Origin of the sequence: Streptomyces sp. NPDC060184, assembly GCF_042728795.1 — a bacterium.
In the GTDB taxonomy this organism is placed as follows: Bacteria; Actinomycetota; Actinomycetes; order Streptomycetales; family Streptomycetaceae; genus Streptomyces.
The window spans coordinates 62,865-81,377 of sequence record NZ_JBHWYX010000003.1; the positions used below are offsets into that span (position 1 = coordinate 62,865).

General features: G+C 73.0%; 13 protein-coding genes. 8 read left to right on the forward strand and 5 right to left on the reverse strand.

The features are described 5' to 3' along the window. Nucleotides 1-224: 224 nt before the first annotated feature. Together ACFWEE_RS03280 and ACFWEE_RS03285 are read left to right on the forward strand one after the other, a co-directional pair. On the forward strand, nucleotides 225-1,091 hold the full coding sequence (locus ACFWEE_RS03280) for a GyrI-like domain-containing protein (protein WP_386885926.1): 867 nt from the start codon (nucleotides 225-227) through the stop codon (nucleotides 1,089-1,091). Nucleotides 1,092-1,242: 151 nt separating this feature from the next. Next, the gene (locus tag ACFWEE_RS03285) at nucleotides 1,243-1,971 is read left to right on the forward strand and encodes a VanZ family protein (RefSeq protein WP_386885928.1); all 729 of its coding nucleotides are present in this window, start codon (nucleotides 1,243-1,245) and stop codon (nucleotides 1,969-1,971) included. Between the two features lie 13 nt (nucleotides 1,972-1,984). Here the strand turns inward: ACFWEE_RS03285 and ACFWEE_RS03290 are convergent, their stop codons facing one another. Then, nucleotides 1,985-3,340 (reverse strand): MFS transporter, encoded by a 1,356-nt coding sequence (locus ACFWEE_RS03290; protein ID WP_386885930.1) that lies wholly within the window; start codon nucleotides 3,338-3,340, stop codon nucleotides 1,985-1,987. Nucleotides 3,341-3,581: 241 nt separating this feature from the next. Between ACFWEE_RS03290 and ACFWEE_RS03295 the strand changes: the two genes are divergently transcribed. The 3 genes from ACFWEE_RS03295 to ACFWEE_RS03305 all read left to right on the forward strand — a co-directional run bounded on the left by ACFWEE_RS03295 (nucleotide 3,582) and on the right by ACFWEE_RS03305 (nucleotide 5,950). Beyond that, complete coding sequence (locus tag ACFWEE_RS03295) at nucleotides 3,582-4,307, forward strand: response regulator transcription factor (RefSeq protein WP_386885931.1); 726 nt, start codon at nucleotides 3,582-3,584, stop codon at nucleotides 4,305-4,307. Further along, a complete protein-coding gene (locus ACFWEE_RS03300; protein WP_386885933.1) occupies nucleotides 4,300-5,385 on the forward strand; it encodes a sensor histidine kinase in 1,086 nt (361 codons plus the stop codon). The genes ACFWEE_RS03295 and ACFWEE_RS03300 overlap by 8 nt, the downstream gene beginning before the upstream one ends. Before the next feature lie 130 nt (nucleotides 5,386-5,515). After that, nucleotides 5,516-5,950 carry a VOC family protein gene (locus ACFWEE_RS03305; RefSeq protein WP_386885934.1) on the forward strand — a complete coding sequence of 145 codons (435 nt, stop codon included), beginning with the start codon at nucleotides 5,516-5,518 and terminating at the stop codon, nucleotides 5,948-5,950. A gap of 157 nt (nucleotides 5,951-6,107) precedes the next feature. Here ACFWEE_RS03305 and ACFWEE_RS03310 read toward each other — a convergent pair whose 3' ends face one another. The 3 genes from ACFWEE_RS03310 to ACFWEE_RS03320 form a co-directional block, all read right to left on the reverse strand. Next, nucleotides 6,108-7,718 carry a cation acetate symporter gene (locus tag ACFWEE_RS03310; RefSeq protein WP_386885935.1) on the reverse strand — a complete coding sequence of 537 codons (1,611 nt, stop codon included), beginning with the start codon at nucleotides 7,716-7,718 and terminating at the stop codon, nucleotides 6,108-6,110. Continuing rightward, entirely contained in the window at nucleotides 7,715-8,206 is a 492-nt protein-coding gene (locus ACFWEE_RS03315; protein ID WP_386885937.1) for a DUF485 domain-containing protein, read from the reverse strand. Before ACFWEE_RS03315 ends, ACFWEE_RS03310 begins: the two co-directional genes overlap by 4 nt. Nucleotides 8,207-8,398: 192 nt before the next feature. Next, a complete protein-coding gene (locus ACFWEE_RS03320) occupies nucleotides 8,399-9,871 on the reverse strand; it encodes an MFS transporter (protein ID WP_386886150.1) in 1,473 nt (490 codons plus the stop codon). A 530-nt stretch (nucleotides 9,872-10,401) separates the two neighbouring features. Here ACFWEE_RS03320 and ACFWEE_RS03325 point away from each other — a divergent pair. Next, on the forward strand, nucleotides 10,402-11,190 hold the full coding sequence (locus tag ACFWEE_RS03325) for an ABC transporter ATP-binding protein (protein WP_386885938.1): 789 nt from the start codon (nucleotides 10,402-10,404) through the stop codon (nucleotides 11,188-11,190). After that, nucleotides 11,187-13,769, forward strand: coding sequence for an ABC transporter permease (locus tag ACFWEE_RS03330; protein ID WP_386885939.1), 2,583 nt, complete (start codon nucleotides 11,187-11,189; stop codon nucleotides 13,767-13,769). The genes ACFWEE_RS03325 and ACFWEE_RS03330 overlap by 4 nt, the downstream gene beginning before the upstream one ends. Nucleotides 13,770-13,952: 183 nt before the next feature. Here the strand turns inward: ACFWEE_RS03330 and ACFWEE_RS03335 are convergent, their stop codons facing one another. Beyond that, nucleotides 13,953-14,477, reverse strand: a complete 525-nt coding sequence (locus ACFWEE_RS03335; protein WP_386885941.1) for a hypothetical protein — start codon at nucleotides 14,475-14,477, stop codon at nucleotides 13,953-13,955. A gap of 397 nt (nucleotides 14,478-14,874) precedes the next feature. Between ACFWEE_RS03335 and mfd the strand changes: the two genes are divergently transcribed. Continuing rightward, the gene (mfd, locus tag ACFWEE_RS03340) at nucleotides 14,875-18,405 is read left to right on the forward strand and encodes a transcription-repair coupling factor (protein ID WP_386885943.1); all 3,531 of its coding nucleotides are present in this window, start codon (nucleotides 14,875-14,877) and stop codon (nucleotides 18,403-18,405) included. The last annotated feature ends 108 nt before the right edge of the window (nucleotides 18,406-18,513 follow it).

An 18,513-nucleotide genomic window follows, 5' to 3' on the forward strand; every position in this document is an offset into this window, starting at 1 on the left:
GCGGCGGAATTCTGCGCCGCACGTGACGTATGCGTGGGGTGGGGCCCACCGGGGGACGTCAGGTGGGCCCCTACACGCGTCGCTGGCACGGCCGGCCGAGGGAGCGAGGGAGGGGGGAGACCTGCCCGTACGCCCCGCACCCGACTCGATCGGGCACAGGATGTCGGGTCCGGTGTGATGGGCTCCGCCTAGCGTCGTGGGCGTCAAGAGGAAGGGCACCGGACATGCTGGAGCGGCTGAACCAGGCCATGGAGCACATCGAACTCCGTCTCGACCAGCCGATCGAGGTGGCGGAGCTGGCCCGTACCGCCGCCACCTCGGAGTACCACCTGCGCCGGATGTTCTCCGCCCTGGCGGGGATGCCGCTGTCGGAGTACATCCGGCGCCGCAGGCTCACTCTCGCGGGCGCGGAGGTGCTCGCGGGACGGGAGACGCTGCTGGCGATCGCGGTGCGGTACGGCTACGGCTCGGGCGAGGCGTTCGCGCGGGCGTTCCGGGCCATGCACGGCATCGGCCCGGGTGAGGCCCGGCGTACCGGCGCCGCGCTCGACTCCCAGTCCCGGATGTCCTTCCGCCTCACCGTCGAAGGAAGCAGCAGCATGCGCTATCGCGTCGTGGCCAGACCGGCCTTCACCGTCGTCGGGTTCAAGGCCCGGGTGCCCCTGGTCCACCTGGGCCCGAACCAGGCGATCATCGACTTCGTGCGCGGGATCGACCCGCGGGCACGCGAACACCTGGAGAAGCTCTCGGACCAGGAGCCGCACGGCGTCGTCGCGGTCTGCGACGACCTCGACCCCAGCCGCGCCGAGGGCACCGAACTCGACTACTACCAGGGCGTGATCACCTCCGCGGACGCCCCGGAGGGCGCGACCGCCCTCGCCGTCCCGGCCGGCACCTGGGCGGTCTTCACCACCTCCGGCCCGGCACCGCAGGCCATCCAGGAGCTCTGGCGGGACGTGTACACCGAGTGGTTCCCGTCGAACCCGTACCGCACCCGCCCCGGCCCCGAGATCCTGCGCACCCGGATGTCGCCGGACCATTCCGAGGCCGAGGCCGAACTCTGGCTCCCGGTGGAGGGCGAGCTCGGCTGAGCCCAGCTGCGAACCGGCGAACCAGCGATCCCGGCAACCGGGGGCGCCGGTGTGCCGGGGTGCCGTTCCCCGGCCGAGGCGTCCCGGTGTATCGCGGGCGTATCGAATACCGCATACGCCCCGGCAACAGCCGGTCGTCTTCCCTGGGAGCATGACCCGTCCCGCATCCCTTTCCGCCCCTCCCGGGGAATCGCCCGCCGAATCGCCCGCGGCCCCGCCCCGGCGCCCCCGTCCCGGCACCGGCGGGATCGTGCTCCTGTGCGGGGCGGCCGTCGTCCTGGCGGGCGGCGCGTTCGCGCTGCGGAGGATGCTGCTGATGCCCGCGTCGAGGTGCATGGCCGGGAAGTGGCACGGCTGTTTCGACACCTTCAACGGTGTGGTGCTGATGACGCTGGTCCTGCTGCCGGTCGCCGTTCTGGTGGCGTGGGTCCTGGCGTGGCGCCGGAAGGCCGCCGGGGCCGCGGGGGCCTGGCGGAGGTCGCTGGCCGAGGTGGGCATGGTCCACGGGACGGTGCCGTTCCTGTGGCTGACGATGATGCCGGGCGCCGGGGCCGGAGTGGTCCCCGGCCGGGTGAGCCTGGTGCCGCTGCGGGACCTCGCCACCATGGGGGTGCTCGGGATCACCGGAAACCTGCTGGTCTTCGCGTCGCTGGGGTTCTTCGCACCGGTGCGGTTCGCGGCGGTGGCGTCCGTACCGCGCGTACTGGCGCTCGGGGCGGGCTGCTCGGTGCTGGTCGAGACCGCGCAGTACGTCCTGCGGCTGGACCGGGTGTCCTCCGTGGACGACGTCCTGGTCAACACCGTCGGAGCCGTACTGGCCGGGCGGGCGTCGCGCCGCTGGTGGCGTACCCGCCCTGCCGGTCGTACCGGCGGCTCCTGACCGGGACCGTTGCTCAGCGGGACGGCAGCCCGGTGCGGTCGTCGCGGAGTGGTGCGGAGGCCAGACCCGCGAGGCCCGCGCCGATCAGCAGGACGGCGCCGGCGACGAGTACGGCCCCGGCGCCCGCGAGGTCCACCCCGGTGCCGAACACGTTGTTCATCAGCAGCAGGGCCAGGCTCTGTACGAGGACGAGAACGGCCTGCACGCGGGAGAGGTGGCTCTCGGGCGCCGACGCCAGGACCAGCGGCCCGATGTGGGCGGAGAACAGGCCGTTACCGGCCCCGATGACCAGCCCGGCCACCACCGCCACCGGGGCGCCGGGCGCGAGGGCCAGCGCCAGCACCCCCGTACCTGCCAGCACGAGCGCGCCCGCCGACAGCAGACCGGGCCGTCCCAGCGGACCGCGTTTCACCACCGCCAGGGTGATCGCCACCATCCCCACGCCCTGCGCACCCATCACCAGCCCCGCGCCCGACGCGCCCCACTCCCGCTCCCGCGCGAGCAGGGGAAGCAGCAGCGACAGCACGGGCAGCAGGAACCCGGCCGCGACCCCGGTGAGGCAGAGCGCCGGGCGCAGCACCGGATGCGCGAAGGCGACCCGTACGCCGTCCGTCGCCTCCTTGAGGATCCCGGCGGAGGGCCCCGGGGCTCGCACCGGCCCCCGGTGACGCGGGCGGACGGCCAGCAGGACGACCAGGGTGAGGGCGAAGGTACCGGCGTCGAGCAGCGCCGCACCGGCCAGCCCGGCGAGCCCGACGAGCGCGCCGCCCAGCGGCCCGCCACCCATGGCGATCACCTGGCCGCCGACCTGGCGCAGTGACAGCGCCCTCGGCAACTGCTCCTCGTCCACGAGCCGACGCGGCATGGACCCCGAGGCAGGCAGGTAGAAGGCGTCGACGACACCGATCGCGACGCCGGTCGCCATCAGCAGCCACGGCGGAGTGCCCAGACGGAAGGCGACGGCCGCCAGCACCAGGGTGAAGGCCAGCATGGCCGCGTCGCCCGTGATCAGCACCCGGCGCGCGCTGACCCGGTCGCCGACCGCGCCCCCGACGAGGAGGAACAGGACACGGGGGAGGGTGATCGCGCTCAGGACGAGGCCCGCGACCCCGCCGCCGTGCGCGCCGGCGGCCCAGCCGAGCGCGAAGTAGAGGACCGAGTCGCCCACCAGTGAGGCCAGGATGCCGGTGAGCCACCACAGGTAGGGGCGGGGCAGCGGCGGGCGGTGCCCCGTACGCGGAGCCTCCTCGCCGCCCCGTGGGCGTGGCGCAGCGCCGTCCCGCGCGGACGTGGCGTCACCGGGGCGCGCCGCATCACCGGTGGGCGCGGCGTCGCCGGTGGGCGCGGAGGACTCGACCTCGGCCGGCATCCGGGCCCCCGATCATCCGTTGGACGGCGGTACTCGTGACGCGAGCGACCCTCCCACACGGCACTGACATCCGGTCCTGACCGGCACTGACAACCGGCCCTGACCGGCACGGACATCCGGTCCTGCGACGGGTTCCGCGACCGGTCCCGATCCGGTCCCGACCCGGTCGCGACCCGCGCCGACAGCCGGTCCGGGCCTGCGCCAACGTCGGCCGTCGAGGGGCGGATCGTAGGCTTCGGGCATGCGTGTGCTGATCGTGGAGGACGAGCCCTACCTCGCCGAAGCCGTCCGTGACGGCCTCCGGCTGGAGGCGATCGCGGCCGACATCGCCGGTGACGGCGACTCCGCCCTGGAGCTGCTGAGCGTCAACTCCTACGACCTCGCGGTCCTGGACCGCGACATCCCCGGCCCGTCCGGCGACGAGGTCGCCCGGCGCATCGTGGCCTCCGGCAGCGGCATCCCGATCCTCATGCTCACCGCGGCCGACCGGATCGACGACAAGGCGTCCGGGTTCGGGCTCGGCGCCGACGACTACCTCACCAAACCGTTCGAGCTGCGGGAGCTGGTCCTGCGGCTGCGGGCGCTCGACCGGCGGCGCGCGTACGCCCGCCCGCCGGTCAGCGAGATCGCGGGCCTCCGGCTGGACCCCTTCCGCCGGGAGGTCTTCCGCGACGGGCGGCACGTGGCCCTGACCCGGAAGCAGTTCGCCGTGCTCGAAGTCCTGGTCGCCGCCGGGGGCGGGGTCATCAGCGCCGAGGAGCTGCTGCGCCGGGCCTGGGACGAGAATGCCAACCCCTTCACCAACGCCGTCCGCATCACCGTCTCCGCGCTGCGCAAGCGTCTCGGCGAACCCTGGCTCATCGCCACCGTGCCCGGCGTCGGCTACCGCATCGACACCCCTGCGCAGCCCTCCGGCCCCAGCACCCCGGGCCCGGAGACCCCCGCCCCCGGCGAGCCCCGTGCGTAGACGCCCGGGGCCCAGCGCCCGGCTGAAACTCACCCTCAGCTATGCCGGATTCATCCTCCTCGCGGGCGCCCTCCTGCTGGCCGTGGTGTGGGGGTACGTGCTGCGCTACCTCCCCGACAACAGCCGGGGCCTGCTCGGGATCAACCCCAACCGCTCGGTCGTCCTGCACGTCTTCGTCCCCGCCGCCGCCTCGGCCCTCGCCTTCCTCCTCGTCTTCGGCCTGGTGGGGGGATGGTTCCTGGCCGGGCGGATGCTCGCGCCGCTCACCCGGATCACGGCCGCCGCCCGGACCGCCGCGCGGGGCTCGCTCTCCCACCGGATCGCCATGGAGGGCAGGCAGGACGAGTTCCGCGAACTCGCCGACGCCTTCGACACCATGCTCGAACGGCTGGAGTCCCACGTCGCCGAGGAACAGCGGTTCGCGGCGAACGCCTCGCACGAGCTGCGCACCCCGCTGGCCGTCTCGAAGGCGCTGCTCGACGTCGCGCGCAGCGACCCGACGGGGGACCGGCGTGAACTCGTCGAACGCCTCCACACGGTCAACACCCGGGCGATCGACCTCACCGAGGCGCTTCTGCTGCTCGGCCGGGGCGACCGCAGGGACTTCGCCCGCGAGCCCGTCGACCTCTCCCTCCTCGCCGAGGAGGCCGCCGAGACGCTGCTGCCCCTCGCCGAACGGCGCGGGATCACGCTCGACGTCACCGGCGGGCCCGCGCAGGTCTCCGGCTCCGCGACGCTGCTGCTGCGGGTGGTGACCAACCTCGTCCAGAACGCGGTCGTCCACAACCTCCCCTCCGGCGGCACCGTCGTCGTCCACACCGGGACGGGGGCCGGTGGCACGAGCGTGCTGCGGGTGGAGAACACGGGTGATCCGCTCTCCCCGGAGCTGGTCCCGACCCTCACCGAGCCCTTCCGGCGCGGGGCGGAGCGCGTCCGCACCGACGAGCACGCGGGTGTCGGCCTCGGGCTCGCCCTCGTGGCGAGCGTCGTCCGCGCCCACGACGGGACCCTCGGCCTCGCCCCCCGCCCGGCGGGCGGGCTCGTCGTCACGGTCCGGCTCCCCGGGGCGCCGCGGTGAGTGCCGGGAGGGCCCGCCACGAGCCGGTCCCCCCAGGCGGTGTCCGGCGGATCGAGGCCGCGAGGCACCGCACCGGACTCCGTCCGCCGATCCACCACGAACCCCGGGACAACCCCGTAGCGTGGGGCCCATGGAACAGCGCATCAGTCTTGTCACGTTGGGCGTCACCGACCTCGCGCGTGCGCGGACCTTCTACGAGGCCCTGGGCTGGCAGGGGCAGACGGTCCAGGACACGGTCTTCCACCAGGCGGGCGGCCTCGCGTTCGTGCTGTGGTCCCGTGCGGAGCTCGCGGCCGACTGCGGCCTCGAAGACCGGGGCCCGGGCGGTTTCGGCGGGATCGCGCTCGCGCAGAACGTCCGCTCGCCCGAGGAGGTCGACGCGCTGCTCGCCGCGGCGGAGCGAGCCGGAGCCACCGTCACCCGCCCCGCCGCGACGACGTTCTACGGCGGCTACGCGGGCGTCTTCACCGACCCCGACGGCCACGCCTGGGAAGTCGCGTACAACCCCGGGTTCACGCTCGCCGAGGACGGCTCGCTCGTCCTCCCCGACTTCGACCAGCTCTGAGACCAGCTCTGACCCGGGCCGGGGCCCGGCACGACGGCCCCCGGCACGACGGCCCCTGGCACGACGGCCCCTGGCACGACGGCCCCTGGCACGACGGCCCCCGGCACGACGGCCCCTGGCACGACGGCCCCCGGCACGGCAGCGCCCGGCGCGCGGTTCACCGCCGTGTCGCCGGGGGCGCCCCGGCCAGGAACCACGGCTCGACCTGCTCGTAGCGGCGGCGCTCCTCGGCGGCGGGGCGGCGGCCGAGGACCGTCCCCAGCCAGCCCGCGAGGAAGCCGACCGGGATGGAGACCGGACCGGTCGTCGTGTACGGGAACCAGTTCGCGTCCACGTCCGGGAAGACCGCCCCCGGCGTGCCGGAGATCAGGTTGGTGCCCGTCATCAGGACCACCACCCCGGTGGTGCCCACGATCAGGGTGCAGAGCAGCCCGGTACGGGTGAACCGCCGCCAGAACAGGGTGTAGACGAGCGCCGGGGCCAGCGCCGAGGCGCCGACGCAGAACGAGAAGATCGCCAGCGCCTGCACGTTCCAGTGCCGGGCGACGACCGCGAGCACCGTCGCGAGGACGCCGACGCCGATCGCCGCGCCCTGGGCGGTCATGATCTCGGTGCGGGGCGCGGGAGCCGGCCGGTCCCTGCCCGGCAGACCGTGCGCGAAGAGGTCGTGGGCGAGGGAGTTGGCGCAGGCCAGGGTCATCCCGGCGACCGAGGCGAGCAGGGTCAGGAAGATCGCCGTGGTCATCGTCGTGGCGATGAGCGCCCCGGTGCGGCCACCGCCCGCGACCACGCTGCTCACCTGGAGGATCGCGCTGCTGCCCTGGCTGCCTCCCGCCGAGATGGCACCGTGGCCGACGAGGGCGGCGGCACCGAACCCGATCACGGTCAGGAACACGCAGACGAGGACCACCGCCGACACCGCCCAGGAGAGCGAACGGCGCACCGCGCGGGCGCTGTTGACGCTCGCCATCCGCATGATGATGTGCGGAAGGCAGGCGGCGCCGAGCACCACCGTCAGCTCCGAGCTGATCATGTCGAGGTCGTCGCCGCCGAACTGCAGCCCCGCCCGCAGATACGCGTCCCCGGCCCCGCTGCGCCGCTGGGCTGCGGCGAGCAGGGCGCCGGTGTCCCAGTGGAAGCGGTCCAGGATGAGTACGGAGATGAGCAGGCCCGCTCCGAGGAGCGTCACGGTCTTCATGATCTGGATCAGGGCGGTGGAGCGCATCCCGCCGATCGCCGCGTAGCTGATCATCACGGTGCCGACGGCGGCGATCGCCCCGGTGCGGAACCCGGAGCTGTCGAAGCCGAGGATGAACGCCAGGAGGTTCCCGCTGCCCGCCAGCTGGACCGCCATGAACGGCACGAGGGCGACGAGCGTGACCGTACAGGCGGTGATGCGCACGGCGCGGCCGGGGGAGCGGCGGGCGAGTACGTCGCCCAGGGTGAACCGGCCCGCGTTGCGCAGGGGTTCGGCCAGCAGGAACATCAGCAGCACGAGCGAGAGGATCGTGCTCAGCACCAGGACCAGCCCGTCGTGCCCGGTGAGCGCGATGATGCCGGTGGTGCTGAGGACGGTGGCGGCGGAGAGGTAATCCCCTGCGATGGCAAGGCCGTTGCGGAGCGGCGCGAGATTGCCGTACCCGGTGTAGAACTCCTCCAGATTGTCCCGGCCCGGACCGGCCAGCACGCAGAGCAGCAGCACGATCGTCGCGACGGCGATGAAGACCACGAGGGACATCGCCTGTGCGGAGTCGTCGAAGCCGGTCATCGGTCCACCCCCCAACTGCTGGGCCGGGCAGGGGAGTCGGTGCGCGGGGAGCGTCGGCGCAGCTCGTCGGCGAGCGGGTCCACGGTGCGGCGGGCGGTGCGCTCGTAGAGCACCAGGGAGGCCAGTACGACGGGCAGTTGGACCAGTGCGAGCAGCAGCCCGAGGGTGAGCCCGCCGAAGCCGGCGTCCCGGCCCATCAGTCCGGGGGCGTACGCGGAGAGCAGCAGGAACACCGTGAAGTAGCCGAGCGCGGCGGCCGTGGAGACCCGGCGCAGCACCCGGTACGAGGTGCGCAGCCGTCGCAGGTCGCGGTGGCGCCCCGGCGTCTGCGAGCGGGTGCCGGCCGTCACGGGGATGCGCGCCACCGGGGGTGCGGGCGGCGGTGAGCTCTGCCAGGGGAGCAGGTAGTCCCGCTGGAACGGCGGCGGAGGCGGCGGGAGCTCAAGCGGCTCGTGGGGCTCGTAGGGCTCGTGGTGCGCGTGGGACATGGCGGTGCTGCTCCTTGCATGAGCCGGTACGAAGGGGACTGCAAGGCACGCGAACGGGACTGGTGGTGGCATCGTGGCGACACGGGCGGCGGCGAGACAGGTATTGGCAGAGATTGGCCGAACTGCGGCTGTAAGAAGGCCAGTTGGCGACCTTGCGCGGGGCCCGTCGGTCAGTGGTGACGGACGGCCGGGTCAGCGCTCGCCGGTGGCCCCGGCCGGTTCCTCGGCGACCGGGAAGCGCTTCGGGGCCACGACGAGGAGCACCAGCAGCGCCAGGGCCGCGGCTGTCGCCGCTCCCAGGTACACATGGTCGACCGCCGCGTCCACCGCGCGGCGCAGGGTGTCGGCGGCGCGGGCGGTCAGCGCGCCCGGGTCCTCCAGCGCGTGCGAGACGGAGTCCAGGTCCCCGGGCAGCCCCGCCGTCGCGGCACCGTCGAGCCGGGACGCCAGGGTGGCGTTGGCGACAGCGCCGAAGAGGGCGGCGCCCAGCGACTGGCCGAGCTGGCGGCAGAAGAGGACCGAGGCCGTCGTCGTCCCGCGTTCGGACCAGCCCACCGTCGACTGGACGCCCACGATCAGCGGGAGCTGGAAGAGCCCGAGCGAGGCGCCGAGCAGCAGCGTGATCAGCACCGGCTGCCACACCGCCCCCGGATAGGGGAGCGCCGGGAACGCGAGCAGCGCCAGCAGCGCGCAGCCCATGCCGGTCATCGCGGTGAGGCGGAACCCGATGCGCCCGTACACCCGGTTCGACAGGGCCGCCGCCACCGGCCAGCTCAGGGTCATCACCGAGAGGACGAACCCGGCGGGTATCGCCCCGAGCCCGAGCACGGACTGCGCGTACGTCGGGAGGAACACGGTCGGCGCCACCATCAGCAGCCCCATCGCGCCCAGCGCCAGGTTGACCGCCGCGATCGGGCGCCGCCGCCACACCCATCCCGGCACGATCGGGTCGGCGGCCCGCCGTTCGACCAGAGCCGTCAGCGCGGCGAGCACCACGCTCGCCCCGAACAGGGCCAGTGAGGGGGCCGAGAGCCAGTCCCAGGCGACCCCGCCCTGGACGAGGGCGGTCAGCAGCAGCGCGGTGGAGGCGAAGATGCCGAGCGCGCCCGCCCAGTCGATCCGGGGCGGTACGGCGGGACGCGGGCGGGAGGGCTCGTGGAAGTGGCGCACCACCAGCCAGAGCGCGAGGGCGCCGACCGGCAGGTTCACCAGGAAGATCCAGCGCCAGTCCGCGCAGGTGGCGAGCAGCCCGCCGATCGCGGGCCCCGCCACGGACGAGGTCGCCCAGACCGTGGAGATCTTCGCCTGGATCTTCGGGCGCTCCTTCAGCGGGAAGAGGTCGGCCGCGATGGTCTGCACCGTGCCCTGGAGCGCCCCGCCGCCCAGCCCCTGGACGACCCGGAAGGCGATCAGCGCCGTCATGTTCCATGCCGAGGCGCAGAGCAGCGAACCCACCGCGAACAGCACGATTCCGGCCACCAGGACCGGCTTGCGGCCGAAGGTGTCGGAGAGCTTCCCGTACACCGGGAGGGTGACGGTCACCGCCAGCAGGTAGCCGGAGAACAGCCACGAGAACACCGCGAACCCGCCGAGGTCGCCGACGATCTGCGGCACCGCGGTGGAGACGATCGTGCCGTCGACGGCGGCCAGCGCCATCGTCACCATCAGCGCCGCTACGACGGACCTGGGGACGGGGGGAGCCGGCGGAGCCGCCGGTCCGGGGGCGGTGCCGGGGTCGCGGCCCGCGTCGGTACCGCCGTCCGCGCTGCTGGTGGTGGACACAGACATTCCTTCCCCCTGCACGTATCTGCCGGGAGCCACTGTCTCATTCCGTTCGGTACGGGGGCAGGGCGCGCAGGGGCACACGGGCCGGGAAGGCCGGTGGCCCGGCGGCGACCGCACGGTGACGGCACACGTCCTGGGGCTGCCCCCACCGTCTCCGTGGCAGGGGGTGGGGCTGCCCCCACCAGGGGGTGGGGAAAGCCCCACCGCCTCCAGGACGAGGCCCGCCCCGCCCGACCCCTAGGGGGACGTCCCCCCAGCGCCCAAGGGGACGGTCCTCCCCTTGGAGGACGTGATCGGGGCACGTCATTCCCTAGCGTATTCATCAGGTCGCGGAGTGCGGCCGGTGGCGGTGGGCGGGGGGTCCATCGCGTTCGCGGGGCGCGTACGCCCATCCTCGGAGGAGAAGAATCGTGACGACGGCTGTGACCAGTCCCAGGCACGGGGGAGCCGGAGAACGGACGGCCGTGGCAGCACGGGCGCGCCAGGTGGTGAAGGCGTACGGCACGGGCGAGACCCGGGTCGTCGCCCTCGACCACGTCGATGTCGACATCGCCCGCGGCGAGTTCACCGCGATCATGGGCCCGTCGGGCTCCGGCAAGTCGACGCTGATGCACTGCCTGGCCGGTCTCGACACGGTGACCTCCGGCGAGATCTTCCTCCACGAGACGATGATCACCGGCCTCAAGGACAAGAAGCTCACCCAACTCCGCCGCGACCGGATCGGGTTCATCTTCCAGGCGTTCAACCTGCTGCCGACGCTGAACGCGCTGGAGAACATCACGCTGCCGATGGACATCGCGGGCCGCAAGCCCGACGCCGACTGGCTCCGGCAGGTCGTGGAGACCGTCGGCCTCGGAGAGCGGCTGAAGCACCGGCCGACCCAGCTCTCCGGCGGCCAGCAGCAGCGTGTCGCGGTCGCCCGCGCCCTCGCCGCCCGGCCCGAGATCATCTTCGGCGACGAGCCGACCGGGAACCTCGACTCGCGGGCCGGCGCCGAGGTGCTGTCCTTCCTCCGCACCTCCGTGGACCAGCTGGGCCAGACCATCGTCATGGTCACCCACGACCCGGTCGCCGCCTCCTACGCGGACCGGGTGCTCTACCTCGCGGACGGCAAGATCGTCGACGAGATGCGCAACCCCACGGCCGACCAGGTCCTCGACCGCATGAAGAACTTCGACACCCGCGGGCGGACGTCATGACCGTGTGGAAGACCTCGCTGCGCAACTTCCTCGCGCACAAGGGGCGGATGGCCCTCTCGGCCGTCGCCGTCCTCCTGTCGGTGGCCTTCGTCTGCGGCACCCTCGTCTTCACCGACACGATGAACACCACGTTCGACAAGCTCTTCACCGTCTCCGCGCCGGACGTGTCCGTGAGCCTCAAGTCGGCCGAGGAGTCCGACGCCGTACCGGACTACGGCAAGCCGGAGACGATGCCGGCGTCCCTCCTCGAACAGGTCGAGAAGGCCGAGGGCGCCAAGGACGTCGAAGGCCAGGTCTCCACCCTCCAGGTGACGATCGTCGACAGCCACGACAAGAACCTCAGCCCGGAGACCGGCGCCCCGACCATCGCGGGCAACTGGACCCGTAACGACCTGCGTTCGATGAAGATCAGCTCGGGCCACGCGCCGCGCGGACCCACCGAGATGATGATCGACTCCAACACCGCCGACAAGCACGGCCTGAAGCTCGGCGACGAACTGCGCACCATCACCTCGGCCGGCGAGATCCGGGCGAAGATCAGCGGCATCGCCGAGTTCACCGTCACCAACCCCGGTGCGGCCGTCGCCTACTTCGACACCGTGACCGCCCAGCGGAAGCTGCTCGGCCGCCCCGACTCGTACAGCATGATCAGCGTCACCGCCGCGTCCGGCGTCAGCGACACGGAGCTGAAGGCCGGCGTCGCCGCCGCGCTCGGCGACACCTCCCGCTACACCCTGAAGACGCAGGCCGAGTCGGCCGAGGACAGCAAGGACTCCATGGGGTCCTTCCTCGACGTCATGAAGTACGCGATGCTCGGCTTCGCCGGAATCGCCTTCCTCGTCGGCATCTTCCTCATCGTCAACACCTTCTCCATGCTGGTCGCCCAGCGCACCCGCGAACTCGGCCTGATGCGCGCCATCGGCTCCAGCCGCCGCCAGGTCAACCGGTCGGTGCTCGTCGAAGCCCTCCTCCTCGGGATCGTCGGCTCGGTCCTCGGCGTCGTGGCCGGAGTCGGACTCGCCGTCGGGCTGATGCGGCTGATGGGCGCCATCGGCATGGAGCTCTCCACCGACGACCTCACGATCGCCTGGACCACCCCGGTCGTCGGCCTCGCGCTCGGCATCGTCGTCACCGTGCTCGCCGCGTACGTACCGGCCCGGCGCGCCGGGAAGGTGTCGCCGATGGCCGCGCTGCGGGACGCCGGAACCCCCGCCGACGGTCAGGCCGGACGCGTCCGCGCCGTCCTCGGCACCCTCCTCACCGTCGCGGGCGCCGCCGCCCTCTGGGGCACGGCACACACCGACGGGGCGAGCGAGGGATCGCTCCTGCTCTGCGCCGGCGTGGTCCTCAGCCTCATCGGGTTCATCGTGATCGGCCCGCTCCTCGCCGGGGCCGTCGTACGGGTGCTCGGCGCGGTCCTGCTCCGGTTCTTCGGCCCGGTCGGCCGCATGGCCGAACGCAACGCCCTGCGCAACCCGCGCCGCACCGGCGCGACCGGCGCGGCCCTGATGATCGGGCTCGCCCTGGTGGCCTGCCTCTCGGTCGTCGGCGCGTCGATGGTCGCCTCCGTCTCCGACGAGCTGGACAAGACGGTCGGCGCCGACTTCATCGTGCAGACCGCCGACGGCCAGCCGATCGTGCCCCAGGCCGCCAAGGCGATCGAGGGCGTCCCCGGCCTGGCACACGTCACCCACTACACCTACCTGAACGCCACCCTGACCTCCCCCGACGGCCGCGAGGACAAGGACGGCCTGGTCGCCGCCGACCCCAGCTACCAGCAGGACGTGCACCGCGACGTGCTCTCCGGCGACCTCGCCGACGCGTACGCCAAGGACTCCGTCTCGGTCGGCGAGGACTACGCCACGGAGCACGGCGTCGAGGTCGGCGACACCCTCGACGTGGCCTTCAAGGCGGGCGGTACGGCGAAGCTCACGGTCGCCGCCATCACCTCCGACGACACCAGCATCGACGGCGGAGCGAAGTACATCGGCCGCGCCACCGCTGCCGCGCACATCGCCGCCGACCAACTCCCCGACAGCCTCATGATGTTCGCCCAGGCGAAGGACGGCCAGGAGGAGACGGCCTACGCGGCGCTGAAGAAGGCGCTCGCCCCGTACCCGGTCTACCAGCCCCGCAACCAGGCCGACTTCAAGCAGGACCTCCAGGACCAGGTCGGCCAGCTGCTCAACATCGTCTACGGCCTGCTCGCCCTCGCCATCGTCGTCGCGGTGCTCGGCGTGGTGAACACCCTCGCCCTCTCCGTGGTCGAACGGACCCGCGAGATCGGCCTGTTGCGGGCGATCGGCCTCTCCCGCCGGCAGCTGCGCCGGATGATCCGCCTGGAGTCGGTGGTCATCGCCCTCTTCGGAGCCCTGCTCGGCCTCGGTCTCGGCATGGGCTGGGGCGCCTCCGCCCAGCGACTCCTCGCGCTGGAAGGGCTGAACGCCCTGGAGATCCCCTGGACGACGATCATCACCGTCTTCGTCGCCTCCGCGTTCGTCGGTCTGTTCGCCGCCCTCGTACCGGCCTTCCGGGCGGGCCGGATGAACGTCCTGGCCGCCATCGCCACGGACGGCTGAGCGAGCGGCCGGGCGCCGCACCGAAGATGATCCGGGCCCGGGACGTCCCCAGCGACGTCCCGGGCCCCGTCGCACGGGTGCGTGTACGGGACCGGGACGCGCGGGGACACGGGTGCGTGCGCGGGAGAGGCGGACAGGCCGGCCCACCGGGACCGCGTCAGCCCCCGGCCCACCGGGACCGCGTCAGCCGCAGCCGAAGCGCACCAGCCCGTCCGTTCCCGGAGCGGCTTGGACGCCGCTGACCGCGAGGGTGCCCCCGTCCCCGTTCCACCGCAGCTCGTACGAGACCGCGCGGAAGCCGTTGTCGGCATGCCACGAGGCCGAAGGGCTCCAGGCCGTTCCGGTACGGCCCACCGCGTAGAGCTCGCCGTCCCGGGTGAGGAACGTCGTCTCCCGTACGACGGCCGTGCAGCCGTCCGGGCCGACGGGGCGCAGGACCTCGTAGTGCGCGGTGAGGTCGAGCAGCGCCCCGAAAATGCACATCCAGCCGCCCAGCACCATCAGCGCGACGCGCAGGTACCGCGCGAGCGCCGCACGGCGCGGAGCCGCCCGTTCGCGCTCCGGCGGACGCCACGCCTCACCGGCGCGCCGCAGGACGACGGACCCGAGGATCAGGGCCGCGCCCGTCGCCCACCCGGGGACCACGTGCCCGAGGACGAGGATCAGCAGACCGCTCGGACGTACGGCGACCGCCAGCAGCAGACACACCGTCGCCGAGCCCGTGTACAGCGCGGACCGTGTCGCCCGACGCCGTTGGGGGGCGGACGCGCGTGCCGGGCGTCGCCGCACGGGCGGGACATTCCCCACACGGCCCGGGCCCCTGACATCCATCGGCGCACCCTACGGCCGCCCCGGACCGCGCCGCTACGGCCGGTTCCGGCCACCTCCTGGCCGCCGGGGCCGCCCGGGGGCGTGCGGAGCGCCCCCGAGCGCCCGCACGCCACCCCGTTGCGGACGCGACCGTCCGTCCCGGGTCGTAGGGTGGAGACCCCGGCCCGTTCCACGTGTCGGGCCCTTCGCGTTGCGTCCCCTCACGGCGCGGCGCGCAGCTCCTGGCAGCAGCCGGCTGCCGGGAAGCCCGAAGCCACCCGGACGGAAGCCCTCCATGAGCCTGCACGGTCTGCTGGATCTCGTCGTACGCGATCCCGCGCTCTCCGAAGCGGTGAAGGCCGCCACCGACGGTCACCGGACGCACGTCGACCTGGTGGGACCGCCCGCCGCCCGGCCCTTCGCCGTGGCCGCACTGGCCCGGGGGACGGGGCGTACGGTCCTCGCGGTCACCGCCACCGGACGGGAGGCCGAGGACCTGGCCGCCGCGCTGCGCACCCTGCTGCCGGCGGACTCCGTCGCCGAGTTCCCGTCCTGGGAGACCCTGCCCCACGAGCGGCTCTCACCGCGCTCGGACACCGTGGGGCGGCGCCTGGCCGTGCTGCGGCGCCTGGCGCACCCGCGCGCCGACGACCCGGAGACGGGGCCGGTGAGCGTGGTCGTGGCACCCGTGCGTTCCGTGCTCCAGCCGCAGGTCAAGGGGCTCGGCGACCTGGAGCCCGTGGCGCTGACCAGCGGGCAGAGCGCCGATCTCGGCGACGTCGTGGAAGCGCTCGCGGCGGCGGCGTACTCCCGGGTCGAACTGGTCGAGAAGCGCGGCGAGTTCGCGGTGCGCGGCGGCATCCTGGACGTGTTCCCGCCGACCGAGGAACACCCGCTGCGGGTGGAGTTCTGGGGCGACGACGTCGAGGAGATCCGGTACTTCAAGGTCGCCGACCAGCGCTCCCTGGAGGTCGCCGAACACGGGCTGTGGGCCGCGCCCTGCCGGGAGCTGCTCCTCACCGACGAGGTCCGCGAGCGCGCCGCCGTGCTGGCCGAGGCCCACCCGGAGCTGGGCGAGCTGCTGGGCAAGATCGCCGAGGGCATCGCGGTGGAGGGCATGGAGTCCCTGGCACCGGTCCTCGTGGACGACATGGAGCTGCTGCTCGACGTCCTGCCCGAGGGCGCGATGACGCTGGTCTGCGACCCGGAACGGGTCCGTACCCGCGCCGCCGACCTCGTCGCCACCAGCCAGGAGTTCCTCCAGGCGTCCTGGGCGGCCACGGCGGGCGGCGGCGACGCCCCGATCGACGTGGGCGCGGCCTCGCTGTGGTCCATCGCGGACGTACGCGACCGGGCCCGCGAGCTCGGCATGATGTGGTGGTCCACCTCCCCGTTCGCCGCCGACGACGAGGTGGACGAGGACACCCTCAAGCTCGGGATGCGCGCCCCGGAGGCGTACCGCGGCGACACCGCACGCGCGCTCGCCGACACCAAGGGCTGGATCGCCGACGGCTGGCGCACGGTGTACGTCACCGAGGGCCAGGGGCTCGCCTCGCGCACCGTCGAAGTGCTCGGCGGCGAGGGCATCCCCGCCCGGCTCGACCCCGACCTGACGGAGATCTCGCCGTCCCTCGTCCACGTCTCCTGCGGCGCCGTCGACCACGGGTTCATCGACGCCGGGCTGAAGCTCGCGGTGCTCACCGAGACCGACCTCACCGGCCAGCGCACCGCCACCAAGGAACTCGGCCGGATGCCGGCCCGCCGCCGCAAGACCATCGACCCGCTGACGCTGGAGGCGGGCGACTACATCGTCCACGAGCAGCACGGCGTCGGCCGGTACATCGAGATGGTGCAGCGCACCGTGCAGGGCGCCACCCGCGAGTACCTGCTCGTCGAGTACGCCGCCGCCAAGCGCGGCCAGCCCGGCGACCGGCTCTACATCCCGACCGACCAGCTGGAGCAGGTCACCAAGTACGTGGGCGGCGAGGCGCCGACCCTGCACCGGCTCGGCGGCGCCGACTGGACGAAGACCAAGCAGCGCGCCAAGAAGGCCGTCAAGGAGATCGCCGGCGACCTGATCAAGCTCTACAGCGCCCGCATGGCCGCCCCCGGCCACGCCTTCGGCCCCGACACCCCCTGGCAGCGCGAACTGGAGGACGCCTTCCCGTACGCGGAGACGCCCGACCAGCTCTCCACGATCGCCGAGGTCAAGGAGGACATGGAGAAGACGGTCCCGATGGACCGCCTGATCTGCGGCGACGTCGGTTACGGCAAGACGGAGATCGCGGTACGCGCCGCCTTCAAGGCCGTACAGGACGGCAAGCAGGTCGCCGTGCTCGTCCCCACGACCCTGCTCGTCCAGCAGCACTACGGCACCTTCACCGAGCGGTACTCGCAATTCCCGGTCAACGTCAGGGCGTTGAGCCGCTTCCAGTCCGAGGCGGACTCCAAGGCCACCCTCGCGGGGCTGAAGGACGGCGCCGTCGACCTCGTCATCGGCACCCATCGGCTGTTCTCCTCCGAGACCAAGTTCAAGGACCTCGGCCTCGTCATCGTCGACGAGGAGCAGCGTTTCGGCGTCGAGCACAAGGAGCAGCTGAAGAAGCTCCGTGCCAACGTCGACGTCCTCACCATGTCCGCGACCCCCATCCCCCGTACCCTCGAAATGGCCGTGACCGGCATCCGTGAGATGTCGACCATCACGACCCCGCCCGAGGAGCGGCACCCCGTGCTGACCTTCGTCGGCCCGTACGAGGAGAAGCAGATCGGCGCCGCCGTGCGGCGCGAACTCCTGCGCGAGGGCCAGGTGTTCTACATCCACAACCGGGTCGAGTCCATCGACCGCGCCGCCGCCCGGCTGCGCGAGATCGTCCCCGAGGCCCGGATCGCCACGGCACACGGCCAGATGTCCGAACAGGCCCTGGAGCAGGTCGTGGTGGACTTCTGGGAGAAGAAGTTCGACGTCCTCGTCTCCACGACCATCGTCGAGTCCGGCATCGACATCTCCAACGCCAACACCCTCATCGTCGAGCGCGGCGACAACTTCGGCCTCTCCCAACTCCACCAGCTGCGCGGCCGGGTGGGCCGGGGGCGAGACCGCGGATACGCCTACTTCCTCTACCCGCCGGAGAAGCCGCTCACCGAGACCGCGCACGAGCGCCTCGCCACCATCGCCCAGCACACCGAGATGGGCGCCGGCATGTACGTCGCCATGAAGGACCTGGAGATCCGCGGCGCGGGCAACCTCCTCGGCGGCGAGCAGTCCGGCCACATCGCGGGTGTCGGCTTCGACCTCTACGTCCGCATGGTCGGCGAGGCCGTCGCCGACTACCGGGCCCAGATGGAGGGCGCCGAGGAGGAGGAAGCGCCGCTGGAGGTCAAGATCGAGCTGCCGGTGGACGCCCACGTCCCGCACGACTACGCCCCCGGCGAGCGGCTGCGCCTCCAGGCGTACCGCGCCATCGCCTCCGCCAACTCGGAGGAGGACGTCCGCGCGGTCCGCGAGGAGCTCACCGACCGGTACGGCAAGCTCCCCGAACCCGTCGAGAACCTTCTCCTCGTCGCCGGGCTGCGCATGCTGGCCCGCGCCTGCGGGGTCGGCGAGATCGTCCTCCAGGGCTCCAACATCCGCTTCGCCCCGGTGGAACTCCGCGAGTCGCAGGAACTGCGGCTCAAGCGGCTCCACCCGAAGACCGTCATCAAGGCCGCCACCCACCAGATCCTGGTGCCCCGCCCGACCACCGGCCGCATCGGCGGGAAGCCGGTCGTGGGGCGTGAACTGCTCGCGTGGACGGGGGAGTTCCTGACGACGATCCTGGGGTCGTAGGCGAGACCGGCCGCGGGGGCGGCGGCGCGGGCGGCTCCCGCGGCCGTGACGTTCCAGGGCTGGGACGCGCCTCTCGGCCCCAGCTCCGCCCGCCCGGTCGCCGCGCCG

Coding starts and splice junctions, on each gene's coding strand:
- ACFWEE_RS03280 (WP_386885926.1), top strand. CDS start 225: ATGCTGGAGCGGCTGAACCAGGCCATGGAGCACATCGAACTCCGTCTC.
- ACFWEE_RS03285 (WP_386885928.1), top strand. CDS start 1,243: ATGACCCGTCCCGCATCCCTTTCCGCCCCTCCCGGGGAATCGCCCGCC.
- ACFWEE_RS03290 (WP_386885930.1), bottom strand. CDS start 3,340: ATGCCGGCCGAGGTCGAGTCCTCCGCGCCCACCGGCGACGCCGCGCCC.
- ACFWEE_RS03295 (WP_386885931.1), top strand. CDS start 3,582: ATGCGTGTGCTGATCGTGGAGGACGAGCCCTACCTCGCCGAAGCCGTC.
- ACFWEE_RS03305 (WP_386885934.1), top strand. CDS start 5,516: ATGGAACAGCGCATCAGTCTTGTCACGTTGGGCGTCACCGACCTCGCG.
- ACFWEE_RS03310 (WP_386885935.1), bottom strand. CDS start 7,718: ATGACCGGCTTCGACGACTCCGCACAGGCGATGTCCCTCGTGGTCTTC.
- ACFWEE_RS03315 (WP_386885937.1), bottom strand. CDS start 8,206: ATGTCCCACGCGCACCACGAGCCCTACGAGCCCCACGAGCCGCTTGAG.
- ACFWEE_RS03320 (WP_386886150.1), bottom strand. CDS start 9,871: ATGGTGACGATGGCGCTGGCCGCCGTCGACGGCACGATCGTCTCCACC.
- ACFWEE_RS03330 (WP_386885939.1), top strand. CDS start 11,187: ATGACCGTGTGGAAGACCTCGCTGCGCAACTTCCTCGCGCACAAGGGG.
- mfd (WP_386885943.1), top strand. CDS start 14,875: ATGAGCCTGCACGGTCTGCTGGATCTCGTCGTACGCGATCCCGCGCTC.